Raw genomic sequence first — 11677 nt, forward strand, 5'->3', positions numbered from 1 at the left:
AGTGAGTAGTGAGTAGTGAGTAGTGAGTAGTGAGTAGTGAGTAGTGAGTAGTGAGTAGTGAGTAGTGAGTAGTGAGTAGTGAGTAGTGAGTAGTGAGTAGTGAGTAGTGAGTAGTGAGTAGTGAGTAGTGAAATTAAAAAACCAAATGTGAATCGTATGCTTTATTTCAAAAAAATTTACAGATTTCAACTTTAAAATTTAACCTTCAACACTGCCAACTTTCTACTGTAATTGCGAACTAAAATTACTCCGCTTTAATTACTATCGGCATTTTAAAAGCTGTAGAAACCGGAATTCCTCTTTTACTGGCTGGATAAATTTTAGGTAACGAATCGATACTTTCCCTTAGCCAGTTTTCTATTTTTGGTAATTGATTGGTCACTGTGCTATCTATGGCTGAAATAGAATCGATTTCTGGTTTTCCTTTTTTGGTGATTTCAAGGTAAATATAAATCGTATCGTCAATACTTTTACTAACTACCGGCTGTTGCTTTTCTAAATAAGCATAAATATTGTTGGCCACGGCTGTTTCAAAACAATTTCTGGCGGCAGTCAGTTCAGTTTCCTGCTGGCATTCTTCAAAAGCCGGATATTCATCGACTTCTTTCCAATTTAGAGACTTTGATTCCTGCTCTAAAACTTCTTCTGAAGAGATTTTTTTCGTCTCAAAATTGCAGGAAATAATTAATAATGCTAAAACTGGAAGTACTCTTCTTTTCATCAAATCTTCGGCTTGTAACTTCAAAAATAATCAAATTGCGCTTAACCCCAAGATTAGATGAATTTTATACTATTTTTTCTGGTTTGCCAGGTTTGTAGAATCATTTTCAACTTCTGCTAAAGAATCTTTTGAATTCGCTTTATCCAGTTTATCTTTTGCCATATGCTTTTTTTCTTTTAAATCGCTGATTCTGTTTTTAGTAAGATATAGCATGTCTTTAGCTAAATAGTTGGAATCTTCTCCGTAATATTTATCCCAAAAGGCCTGATAATAATTTATTCGGGTATCCACATCTTTAAAATAATTATCGGCCGCGACCGCACGCTCATAAAGCGCTCGGGTATGATCTGGATTTTCCTTTAAGGTTTTTTGAAACCAATCGAATGCTTTTTTATACGCTTCTAGGTACTTATAAGTTAGGGCCAGGGAAAAATACTCGGCATCCATAGGCTGATCTTTGATTTTGATAGCCATTAATAAATGTTGTTCGGAATTCTGAAAATCTTTCATTAATGCATACATTTTTCCTAGTAAAAAGTGCGTAGAAGAGTTTCCCGGCTCATATAATAAGGCTTCTTTATAATTTTCAATGGCCTGATCAAAATTACCATCTTTATAATAGGCGTATGCCAATTTAGTATGAATAAATTCGCTACCCTGCCCTAATTTAATGATCTTCTCGTAATGCGGAATAGCCTCGTAAAAGACGGCCATTGCCGAGTAGGTTTGCGCCGTTATTGAAAGTAATGATACATTATTTTCGTTTTTTGCCAGCCCCATTGCTGTATAAGCTAATGCCTGCTGATAATCCTTATTCCTAAGACTTTCTTTGGATAGTTTATATAAGGCATTTTGGTGATACTGGTCATATTTATGAGTTTTTTTATATAAGTCTAAAGCAATGCTATCATTCCCCAATCGCTCGTTTGCCAAACCTCTGGAATAATAGAATTGCGCATTCTCAGGAAAACGAAGGCTTATTTTTTTATATAAACTATCAGCCTCCTTTAATTGATTTAGACTTAAAAGTGTTTCCCCATAATTTAAAGCCGTAATTACTCGGTTCGAATCCAAATCAAGGATTTTCCTATAGGTCTTTAACGCTTTTTTCTCTTCACTATTCGCTTTGTAATATTTAGCCAGATCTTTTAAAATTTTTACTGAAGAAGTATCTTCTTTTTCCATTAACAAAACCGCTTCCTCATACTTGCCTACGGCATATAAACTATCGGCAATTTTTGTATTGGACTGTGCGTAAATCGAAAGACTTACAAAAACAAAAAAAACAGTAATATTTAAACGCATAAATTATACTTTTAGATAAAACGGAAGCACCTGCTTTCGCTTTTCATATTCTGAAATAAGAGTATCTCGAAATTCCTGATTATTAAACATGAATAAATACATCGCTCCCCGTGCTTCCAAAAGACGCTGTTCCTGGTTTTCTGAAAACTGAATTTTATTTAAGTTTTTCATCCCTCTTACAAATTGGTCATAAAGATTATTTCCCTTCTGAAAATTCTCTAATATAGCAGCTACCGAAAAAGCTTCGATAAAAGGATGTTTAATTGATGGGTTCGCTGAATTACCATTTAAACCACCACAAACTTTTCCTTCATATCGGTCTTGTTCGTCTATTCCCTTGATATAAAAATACTTTGAAGCCACATCGGTTAATTGATCTATAGTAACTGTATCTATAAATTTTCCATTATTTATTTTCTCAGAAATTTTATCCATTAAATCACCAAACTGGGCATCTGCATTTAAAAAACGGTAAAATTCATTGTGAAGTGAAACACTATCTTCTATTCCTTTTAGCTGAGAAAACTCACGAAAACCTGAATAATCGGTAAAAAGATTCAATAAAATCACTTTGTTTGCCTCGGTAAGTTCGTATAAAGGATCTGATTCCTCTAGCTTTTTAAGCGTAGGTTTTGGAAATTTCTGGTCTCCAAATTCCAGCATTTCAACACCAAAGATTTTCTCGTAATTATTTCTAATATCAACTTGTTTCGTTTGCGCCGACATAGTTTTTAAACAAAGAATCAGTACGACAAGAAGTAAGCCTCTCATTACATTTCTCCATTTAAAATAATCGGCAGCGAGTAAATCACATTTACTTTTTCAGAATTGTGTTCTCCCGGGATTAATTGCGGAAGCGCTTCTACGGCTTTAACCGCGGCGGTTTCTATAGCTTCACGGTTATTGCCCGCCAAAATCGCTCTGGCCCTTGCTTTTTCTATCTTTCCTGAAGCTGATATCCTAAACTGAACTACAATTCGTTGCATTCCCCTATTTTTCAGTCTTTCACTTAGATTTTTTTTGATCTCTTTATAAACAAAATTGCTTATTTTTTCTGAAGTACAGGTTTTTTGCTCTGTTTCAGATAGCTCTGCACAGCCTTTAAAAAGCGGAATTTGATCGACTACCGCAAAAGGAAAATCTATGGGCTGATTTTCGTTATTTTCAGCAATTATTTCAACATTAGCTGTGTTTTGTACGGGAGTAGCGCTTGCTTCAGAAACTTTATTTTGAATCGTATTCGCCGATACATTGGCCACAAAAATCAACATGGCAAAAGTTAACGGAATGGCAAATAAATATTGAAGTTTAGCCAAAGATCGGCTTTGTTTTTTCTGTATCATTTTGATGCGTTTTTTTAATGATGAATTATTTAAAAACTGACTCGAAAATATAAGATCTTCACTATCAAAACTAGCATTGAGTAAATACTGAAAATAGTTAGATTTCGAAGTCTTTTTTACCGACTCGGTGTCGGCAAGATACTCGTGGATCATCACAATTTTAGATTGATACACGAACACCATCGGGTTAAACCAAAAAACAACCTTAAAAACCTCAAAAATCAATAAATCTAAGCTATGTAATTGCTTGGCGTGTACTTTTTCGTGTACCAGGATCTGATCTCGCTCTAATGCTGAAAGTTCGCTTCCTAAAAAAATGGTTTTAAAAAAGGTAAAAGCAGTTTTCGTTTGCGGTAACTCTATAATTCTAAATTGACCTTCAGTACTTTTAAGATTTTGTGTAAAAAGTGACTTCAATTTAAACAATTTCAGGCTTAAAAAGATTGCGCTTATCACAACTCCAATCACATAAGTTACCTCCCACCAGTCTATAAAAATTTGCTTCGAAATTATCGAATTTCGGCTGGCTTCTGATTTTATTTCAGGTGCGGTAATATCTAAAATCTTTTGCGCCCTAAAAGCGCTTAGCCTTTCTGGAGAAACCACATCATAAAAAAGATCGAATTTCAGTAAAGGTAAAATAAGCGACAAACTAAAAGAAAGCAGCAAATACCAGCGATTATAGGAAAAAAAAGTAGTTCGTTTTAAACTAATCTCGTACACCAGCCAAAATAAAAACTGGAACACGATCACCTGAATACAATACTGCAACATCTTTTAATTTTTAAATGAAAACTGCCCGAAAATGGGCAGTCCATTATTTTAATTAATAATTAACCGTTCGTAAAACTTATTGGTAATGAATATACAACACCTACAGCTTTTCCTCTTTGTTTACCAGGAGTCATCTGTGGAAGGGAATTCACCACTCTTTTGGCCTCTTCTTCTAATTCTGGCACGGGAGCTCTGGCTCTAATATCACGAATATTTCCAGTTTCATCAATTTTAAACTGAACGATTACTCTAACCAAATCTCCTTCTTCCAAAAGATCCTTCCCTATTTTTGTATCAAATTCTTTTGCAACAAACTCTGCTATTTTTTGAGACATACATTCCTTACGTTCTTGATTAGATTTTAAATATTCACAACCGGGAAAAACAGGAACTTCTTCGATAACCGCGAATGGAACATCGTTGGTATCTGCCCACCCTCTAACTTCATATACTTTATTTTCCTCTTTGAAACTAGTCCCTTCCATTTTTTCTTCGACTGCTTGTAACACCTTTACTAGTTCGATCTTTTCATCTTCAGAAAGATTATCCTTATTTTGAATTTTTGAAATAAGATTATCGATATCTCCTGTTGGATCATCTGAGCTTACATCACGTTCATCTGAACAGGATACGTAAATCAACATCATAGCGAGCAAAGGAAGTACAAGTAAAAACTTGAATTTTGCGATGGTTTTTGATTTGCTTTTTTGTAACATAACTATTCGTTTTTTGATTAATGATTGATTAAAAAATTGATTGGTGAATGAGAGATTTTGAGTATCAAAAGCGCTGTTAAGCAACTGATTGAAATAATGCTTTTTAGAGGTTTTTTTTACGACTGCTTCATCGGCTATAAATTCGTGAAGTGCGGCTATTCTATTCTGAAAAAGATAAACTAAAGGATTAAACCAAAACAGCACTTTTAAGATCTCGAAAAACAATAGATCCAGGCTATGTTTTTGCGATACATGAATAAGCTCATGCGCCAAGATATGTTCGCGTTCTTTTGCTGAAATGTCGCTACCCAGAAATACAGTTTTTAAAAATGTAAATGCCATTCTGGAATTGGGAATTTCAACAATTTTAAAGTCTTTTTTATCTTCAGCTTTAAACTGAAATAACTTCCCTATAACTCGCCATCTTTTTAAGAATAACAACAAGCTCATAAAACTACCCAAAGCATAGGCCACCAACCACCAATTTACTGCCCCTGTCTTTTCAGCTTTAATATGTACTGTAGGTAATTGTTGAACTTGCGGCTGATTACCTCCTATAAACACCTCGGGCAATTTAATCGTATTATTAATTGCCGTGATGGCAGATGCAGGTACAACTTCAGATAATGCAGTAAAACTTGCAAATGGCAATATTAATGATAGTACAGGTGTTAGCAAGAGATACCAACGGTTCGCCGTAAAAAAAGTTTCTTTTTTTAGAAAAGATTCGTACACCAGTAAAAATACCAGTTGAAAAACTATAATCTGAATAATATACCGCCACATGATTATTTATCGTCTTTATTGATTTCTTTTAAAATGGCTTCTAGATCCTTAGTATCCATTTCGTTCTTTTTCATAAAAAAGGAAACCATGCTTTTAAAAGACCCATTAAAATAGTTATTGATAAGCTTGGTCATACTCTGGTCGCTATAGGTATCTTTCGCTACAACAGGAAAATAGATGTATCCTTTCCCCTTTTTACGATGATCTACAAATTCTTTGTTTTCCAAAATTCTTACAATGGTTGAAACGGTATTGTAAGCCGGTTTCGGCTCTGGCATCTCCTCGATTATTGTGGCAACATTGGCCTCTTTTAATTGCCAGAGAATTTGCATAATTTCTTCTTCTGCTTTTGTTAACTGCTTCATTCTTTATGTTATTAATAGAATCTCACTTAATCATCGATCCTTAAATACTATGCCTTTTAAGAAATAAAATTGTTGTAAAAAGACCACACTGCACCTGTTTTGATTGAAACTATATTATTGATTGATACTGCTAATATAAACTAATAGATTAGTTTAAACTAATCTATTAGTTGAAAAATTCAAACTTTAACATTTCACCCTTCTCCTTAAAACCAAACAAAGCCTTCTGTAAATTTTATTTTCATTCAACTTTAATAGAAAACTAACATAAATAGCTTGTAAAAGCACTATCTTGAAATTACAAATTATTAGATCTACAAATACCTGATATGAAAACTTTGCAAGACCCGAAGCAATTAGATTCGGCGATAAAAAACCTGGAAGAAATCCAATTAAAATTCAGCAAAAACAAACCGCTTATTTTTCTAGACTTTGATGGCACCCTGGCGCCAATTGTAGAGAATCATGAGGATGCAGGGATGGATGATGAAACCAGAGAAATTGTGAAGCAACTTTCTAACAAATACGCTATTGCCGTGGTTAGTGGTCGCGGATTAAGTGACGTGCGTGATAAAGTTGGACTCTCTGATATTTACTATGCCGGTAGCCACGGATTTGAAATTGCCGGGCCTAATAATTTTGAGAAAGATAATGAAGAGGCTAAAAAAATGCTCCCGGTTTTTACCCAAATCGAGCAAAAACTCCGGCAGGAATTAAACAAGATAGACGGTGTTCGCTTTGAGCGGAAAAAGTTCACACTGGCGATCCATTATCGACAAGTAGCGGAAGAAAAGATTTCAGAATTTCACAATCTCATAGAAAATGTGGTCGAAAATTATCCAGACTTGCATAAAGGCGATGGTAAAAAAGTGGTCGAAATAAAACCGAATATCGATTGGCATAAAGGCAAAGCAGTTAATTTTCTTCGCAAAGAATTAAGTACACATAAAAATCCATTTTCCATTTATCTGGGAGATGATACGACAGATGAGGATGCTTTTAGGGAAATGGAAAATGGCATTGGAATCCTTGTGGGGGAACATGGCAATGATTCTTACGCCGATTATCGTATTGAAAACATCGAAGAAGTAAAACAATTTTTAAGTGCGCTATTATAAGAATAGGTAATATTCTAAAAACCTTTGAACTATACTAAAATTGAACAATTTTATTCATAATTTTTAATCATGACGATCCTTCTTATAAGTCTGTCAGTTATTTGTTTAGTCGTTGGTATTATTGGCAGCGTATTACCGGTTTTGCCAGGCGTACCCATTAGTTGGCTGGGATTGTTATTTTTTTACATTATCCCAGGCATCAGCATTGATTACTGGTTTTTAGGAATTACACTGATTGTTGCTATCGCAATCTACGTACTGCAAATTATGATTCCTGCCATGGGAACCAAAAAATACGGCGGTAGTAAAGCAGGAATGATTGGCACCACCATAGGTTTAATTGTTGGTATTTTCACCCCAATTCCTTTCGCGATTTTAATTGGTCCTTTTGTGGGTGCATTCATTGGTGAAATTGTAAATAAATCTGATTCTAAAACTGCTCTACGGGCAGCTTATGGTAGTTTTATAGGGTTTTTGGCTTCTACCTTTATGGAATTTATGGTAGCACTAATTTTCTTTATTCTTTTTATTTACAAAGGATGGAGCTATAGAGATTTCATTTTTAGCTATTAATCCTTAAATATATCTGGGGATAGCTACCCTAAATGTCGTTCCTTTACTTTCTTCTGAAGTTATTTCCATTTGCCCGCCCATTTCCAGTACCAAATGTCTAACCAGTTTTAACCCCAGTCCATAATGATCTTCACCAACCAAACCTTCTTTAGCCTGCATTGATGAATCCATTATATCGGCAATAGCTTCTGGCTGCAGAAAAGTCGATCCATCCTCAATCTCTACACTAAGCTTTGCCATATCTGAGGTTCCGCTATTTTTTAATCCAATCACTACTTTAATTTCTGAAACTTTACTGGCATAGATAATCGCATTAGAGATAAGATTACCGGAAATTTGGGTAATTTTTTGCCGTGAAAATTTTTGTTTATGATTTCCAGGCAATAAATCTATGCTTAGTGATACATTTTTAGATATTGCCAAACTACTATACAAAGCCAGTAACTTATTCTTTAGTTCGGTTATCGTAATACTTGCTTTTGCAAATTCCAGAAAGTCACTATTGTTTTTCTCTAAAATGCCACTAATAATATCCAGAAGTTCTGTACTACTTTGCCCAGAGAGATGAAGATACTGCTTTAAGACGGCAACTTCATCCTCATCTTCGGCAAGTTTACTTAATCCTAAAACTCCACTTACCGGTCCTCTAAGATCATATCCTAACTCTCGCTGTGCGGCATGCATGTCATGAAAACGGCGATTTACTTCGGCCATTTTTTTAATTCCTTCCAGTTTTTCAACAATTTCAGCGCCTATGAGTTTTAAAGACTGTTGCTGATCTTTATTTAATGTATGCCCAACCTCATCAATAATACAAAGCGCTCCAATCGCATTCCCTTCAGAAGTTCTTAACGGTACTCCAAAATAATATCCATACTTGTCATCCAGGGGTACATTAAACTTATCATTATCTCTAAAATTTTTGACTTCCAAAGACTCTTTCTCTCCGATGGTAAATTGACAAACCGATAATTCTCTACGCATAACTGTGGGATCCATTCCGTTCGCAGCAATGGACCACTGCCAGTAAGAATCTAAAATATTCACTAAAGAAAGTTCTGCTCCTGTGATACCAGAAGCTAGTTCCGTTAAATTTTTAAACATTTCCTGTAGGTTCTGGTAATCCAGATCTAGTTGAGAAACTTCGAGAATTCTTTTAAACTCGGCTTCAGAAGAATCGTTGGGTTCTATCATACATGTGGTTGAAAGTCAAAGTAAATTACGTATTTTCAATCACATAGACAATATAAATCTTTTTCAGCAGTGAAGAGGCTCGCTTTTGCTAAAATCAAAAATAGCATATGCAATCCTAACACTAGACGATATAAAAGTATATGTTAATTCGACTAAAATTAGCTAAGACTATAATTAACAAAGGTTTATACGCCAATATTTAAGATCATAGATTGTGTTCCATACTTTTACTTTAAACCAAAAAGACTATTATTATGAAAAAGAATGTGATTAAATTATCCGCACTTGCTATTGGTCTTACAGTTGTTGTAAGTTTGTCTTCTTGTAAGCATACAGAATCTGATAAAGAGGCTCCGTTAGCTAATAAAAGTGATATGGAAATAGAGCAAAATGAAAATACAGATAACTCTTATCCAGCCAATCCAACCGCAGAATATCTAGCTTATGTAGATCGATCTACGCTTGAACCTGGAGAAGACCTTCATACCAAAGAAGCTATAAATAAGTTAGCAGCAGCCGTTGAAGAAAAATCACAGAACCTTAAAGCGACTCCAAATGATAGCCTAACAGCTATAGTGCCTAATGTGGATGACAATAATATCGAAACAGATACTACAATTACGACAGATAGTTTTTATTCTAAAGGACATGTAGTTGTAAACGTACTGGAAAATCTACAAAAAGAAAACTTCCCAGAATTATCTGATGATATTAACGAATTAAAAGAAAGTTGGAACAAATTAGAAAAAGCAAAAAAAACAAATTATGGCGAAATGGCCGTAAATTCTTTTTTTAATAAAGCGGCAGATCTTTTAGAGGAAATGAATACAAACACTCCAGATGGGACAGTCTCTGCCAGTTACGTGGGTAGTGATTCCACTCAATACAGCACCAAAGGGGATACCATCAAAATGAAGAAGCAATAATTAACATCAAATAAATTTAAAGTTGTAAGGGTCGTCTTTAGGCGACCTTTTTTAGTGGATAAAAATAAATAACCAATTTAAAATATACGGTGCTAATAAGGCCGTAATTAAACCATTAAAACACATCGCCAAACCGCTATAGGTTCCTGCAGAAATACTAATTTCAAAAGCTTTCGCCGTACCAATACCGTGAGCTGCTGTGCCTAAAGCGGCACCAATAGCTTTTTTATTTTTCACTCCAAGTCTTTTAAGCACTATAGATCCAAAAGCATTCCCCAGGATTCCGGTAATAATTACGATTCCCGCGGTAATCTCAGGAATACCTTCAAGAATTTTAGTGATCTCTATTGCAATAGGTGTAGTGACTGATTTAGCCGCTAACGAGCGACTAATAATGTCTGGAGTACCACAAAGAATTAAAATTAGGATTACTGAAATCATACCAATTAAACCACCAACAAAAACCGCAATAAGAAAAACTTTTAAATCATTTTTTACTTCTTCTAGTTTCTCATATAGAAATACACCTAATGCCACCACTGAAGGTCCTAAAAAAAAGCTAATGTATTTTGCGCCATTATTATAGGTTTCAAAATCGATATTAAACATCAGTAATACCATAATGATCAGTACCACCGAAACGAAAACCCTGTTGAAAAAGATTCGACCTATTCTCTCCTGCAGTTTCCCTGAAATAAAATAAGCTAAAAGAGTTAGCGTAACTCCGAATATAGGAAGGCTAAAAAAAACTGTCATTTTTTATCCAGTTTTTGATAAACCGCACCTGTCACATATAATGATAACAGTGTACTTAATAGCACTGCAATTGTCACCGGCATCCAGTACTCTGCAATTAGATTGGCGTAAACCATTAAGCCCACTCCGTAAGGTATAAAGAAAACAACCAGATATTTCACTAAAAAATCGGAGGCTGGTTTTACATCTTTAAGCTTTATAAGCTTAAAAAATAAGGCAAGAAAAATAAGAAGCATCCCAATAATATTTCCTGCAACAGGAACGTCTAAAAAATAATGGATCAATTCCCCTAAAAATAAAAAGCAAAAAATATAGATTAAAGATTTAAGCATTATTCGTACAAATTGTTGACATCTGCATGATGCAATTCTACAAGAAAATCTGCTATTTTTTTAGTTACCGCTTCTATAAATTTTTGACCTTTTTTAGCTGTTGCATTTTTAGGGTTGCCTACTCCGGTATCTTTAGTAACTGCTGTCCATTGTCGCTGGCTACTTACCCATCCTTCTCTTAATCCCTTTATTTTATAATTTTTAGCACTGCCATCACCAGCTTCTTCTAACGGCAAAACAAGATCTGGTGCCAGATGCATCACTACCGATGTTTCTAGTTCCCCTGCATGATCACCAGGATCATCAAAATAGGCTTTAGCATCTAAAGCCTGAAACCAATTTAATGTACAGGTAAAAATAGTGGGAAATTCTATACTTAGTTCGCGTATCATTTGTTTAAAATGATTCCCGCCGTGGGAATTAAAAATAACCAGCTTATTGACTCCACTTCGATGCAATACCTGGGCTACATCTTTTAAAATCGCATATTGCGTAGAAGGATTTAAGTTCATACAAAAAGGAATGTCCATTTGCCCTGTATTAACACCAAAAGGAATAGTGGGAAGCAACAATACTTTAGCCCCTTGCTCCCAGGCTTTACGGCAGGTTTCTTTGGCCACGCCATGAGCTTCAATATTATCGGTAGCATAGGGTAAATGGTAATTATGAGCCTCTGTCGCTCCCCAGGGTAAAATAGCTATTTCGTAGTGTTCGTCTTTTACATTTTTCCAATTGGTTTCAGCAAGGATATAGGGTTTCATAGATTTC

General features: G+C 34.9%; 13 protein-coding genes. 3 read left to right on the forward strand and 10 right to left on the reverse strand.

Annotation, left to right across the window (positions count from 1 at the left end):
• Positions 1–244: 244 nt before the first annotated feature.
• The 6 genes from AC13DP_RS10635 to AC13DP_RS10660 all read right to left on the reverse strand — a co-directional run bounded on the left by AC13DP_RS10635 (position 245) and on the right by AC13DP_RS10660 (position 6010).
• Positions 245–721, reverse strand: coding sequence for a hypothetical protein (locus AC13DP_RS10635; RefSeq protein WP_041579252.1), 477 nt, complete (start codon positions 719–721; stop codon positions 245–247).
• A gap of 69 nt (positions 722–790) precedes the next feature.
• The gene (locus tag AC13DP_RS10640) at positions 791–2026 is read right to left on the reverse strand and encodes a tetratricopeptide repeat protein (RefSeq protein WP_483067760.1); all 1236 of its coding nucleotides are present in this window, start codon (positions 2024–2026) and stop codon (positions 791–793) included.
• 3 nt (positions 2027–2029) lie between these two features.
• The gene (locus AC13DP_RS10645; RefSeq protein ID WP_483067761.1) at positions 2030–2752 is read right to left on the reverse strand and encodes a hypothetical protein; all 723 of its coding nucleotides are present in this window, start codon (positions 2750–2752) and stop codon (positions 2030–2032) included.
• A 44-nt stretch (positions 2753–2796) separates the two neighbouring features.
• On the reverse strand, positions 2797–4143 hold the full coding sequence (locus AC13DP_RS10650) for a M56 family metallopeptidase (RefSeq protein WP_483067762.1): 1347 nt from the start codon (positions 4141–4143) through the stop codon (positions 2797–2799).
• Between the two features lie 59 nt (positions 4144–4202).
• Positions 4203–5645 carry a M56 family metallopeptidase gene (locus AC13DP_RS10655; RefSeq protein ID WP_483067763.1) on the reverse strand — a complete coding sequence of 481 codons (1443 nt, stop codon included), beginning with the start codon at positions 5643–5645 and terminating at the stop codon, positions 4203–4205.
• Positions 5646–5647: 2 nt separating this feature from the next.
• Positions 5648–6010 carry a BlaI/MecI/CopY family transcriptional regulator gene (locus tag AC13DP_RS10660; protein WP_013073668.1) on the reverse strand — a complete coding sequence of 121 codons (363 nt, stop codon included), beginning with the start codon at positions 6008–6010 and terminating at the stop codon, positions 5648–5650.
• Positions 6011–6339: 329 nt separating this feature from the next.
• On the opposite strand from AC13DP_RS10660, the gene otsB reads away from it, so the two are divergent.
• A complete protein-coding gene (gene otsB / locus AC13DP_RS10665; RefSeq protein WP_483067764.1) occupies positions 6340–7128 on the forward strand; it encodes a trehalose-phosphatase in 789 nt (262 codons plus the stop codon).
• Positions 7129–7197: 69 nt separating this feature from the next.
• Positions 7198–7701 carry a DUF456 domain-containing protein gene (locus AC13DP_RS10670; RefSeq protein WP_013073670.1) on the forward strand — a complete coding sequence of 168 codons (504 nt, stop codon included), beginning with the start codon at positions 7198–7200 and terminating at the stop codon, positions 7699–7701.
• A gap of 3 nt (positions 7702–7704) precedes the next feature.
• Here the strand turns inward: AC13DP_RS10670 and AC13DP_RS10675 are convergent, their stop codons facing one another.
• Entirely contained in the window at positions 7705–8895 is a 1191-nt protein-coding gene (locus tag AC13DP_RS10675) for a GAF domain-containing sensor histidine kinase (protein ID WP_013073671.1), read from the reverse strand.
• A 254-nt stretch (positions 8896–9149) separates the two neighbouring features.
• On the opposite strand from AC13DP_RS10675, the gene AC13DP_RS10680 reads away from it, so the two are divergent.
• A complete protein-coding gene (locus AC13DP_RS10680) occupies positions 9150–9821 on the forward strand; it encodes a hypothetical protein (protein ID WP_483067765.1) in 672 nt (223 codons plus the stop codon).
• Between the two features lie 51 nt (positions 9822–9872).
• Here the strand turns inward: AC13DP_RS10680 and AC13DP_RS10685 are convergent, their stop codons facing one another.
• The 3 genes from AC13DP_RS10685 to AC13DP_RS10695 are packed head-to-tail and all read right to left on the reverse strand — an operon-like array spanning position 9873 to position 11670.
• On the reverse strand, positions 9873–10577 hold the full coding sequence (locus AC13DP_RS10685) for an LrgB family protein (RefSeq protein WP_483067766.1): 705 nt from the start codon (positions 10575–10577) through the stop codon (positions 9873–9875).
• Positions 10574–10909 (reverse strand): CidA/LrgA family protein, encoded by a 336-nt coding sequence (locus AC13DP_RS10690; protein WP_013073674.1) that lies wholly within the window; start codon positions 10907–10909, stop codon positions 10574–10576. The genes AC13DP_RS10685 and AC13DP_RS10690 overlap by 4 nt, the downstream gene beginning before the upstream one ends.
• Positions 10909–11670 (reverse strand): creatininase family protein, encoded by a 762-nt coding sequence (locus AC13DP_RS10695; protein WP_483067767.1) that lies wholly within the window; start codon positions 11668–11670, stop codon positions 10909–10911. The genes AC13DP_RS10690 and AC13DP_RS10695 overlap by 1 nt, the downstream gene beginning before the upstream one ends.
• Positions 11671–11677 lie beyond the last annotated feature (7 nt).

It is taken from the genome of Zunongwangia sp. L-65 (assembly GCF_056859415.1).

What these genes read in the sequence shown, in the direction of transcription:
- AC13DP_RS10635 (WP_041579252.1), bottom strand. Translation starts at nt 721, where the DNA reads ATGAAAAGAAGAGTACTTCCAGTTTTAGCATTATTAATTATTTCCTGC.
- AC13DP_RS10640 (WP_483067760.1), bottom strand. Translation starts at nt 2,026, where the DNA reads ATGCGTTTAAATATTACTGTTTTTTTTGTTTTTGTAAGTCTTTCGATT.
- AC13DP_RS10645 (WP_483067761.1), bottom strand. Translation starts at nt 2,752, where the DNA reads ATGTCGGCGCAAACGAAACAAGTTGATATTAGAAATAATTACGAGAAA.
- AC13DP_RS10650 (WP_483067762.1), bottom strand. Translation starts at nt 4,143, where the DNA reads ATGTTGCAGTATTGTATTCAGGTGATCGTGTTCCAGTTTTTATTTTGG.
- AC13DP_RS10655 (WP_483067763.1), bottom strand. Translation starts at nt 5,645, where the DNA reads ATGTGGCGGTATATTATTCAGATTATAGTTTTTCAACTGGTATTTTTA.
- AC13DP_RS10660 (WP_013073668.1), bottom strand. Translation starts at nt 6,010, where the DNA reads ATGAAGCAGTTAACAAAAGCAGAAGAAGAAATTATGCAAATTCTCTGG.
- otsB (WP_483067764.1), top strand. Translation starts at nt 6,340, where the DNA reads ATGAAAACTTTGCAAGACCCGAAGCAATTAGATTCGGCGATAAAAAAC.
- AC13DP_RS10670 (WP_013073670.1), top strand. Translation starts at nt 7,198, where the DNA reads ATGACGATCCTTCTTATAAGTCTGTCAGTTATTTGTTTAGTCGTTGGT.
- AC13DP_RS10675 (WP_013073671.1), bottom strand. Translation starts at nt 8,895, where the DNA reads ATGATAGAACCCAACGATTCTTCTGAAGCCGAGTTTAAAAGAATTCTC.
- AC13DP_RS10680 (WP_483067765.1), top strand. Translation starts at nt 9,150, where the DNA reads ATGAAAAAGAATGTGATTAAATTATCCGCACTTGCTATTGGTCTTACA.
- AC13DP_RS10685 (WP_483067766.1), bottom strand. Translation starts at nt 10,577, where the DNA reads ATGACAGTTTTTTTTAGCCTTCCTATATTCGGAGTTACGCTAACTCTT.
- AC13DP_RS10690 (WP_013073674.1), bottom strand. Translation starts at nt 10,909, where the DNA reads ATGCTTAAATCTTTAATCTATATTTTTTGCTTTTTATTTTTAGGGGAA.
- AC13DP_RS10695 (WP_483067767.1), bottom strand. Translation starts at nt 11,670, where the DNA reads ATGAAACCCTATATCCTTGCTGAAACCAATTGGAAAAATGTAAAAGAC.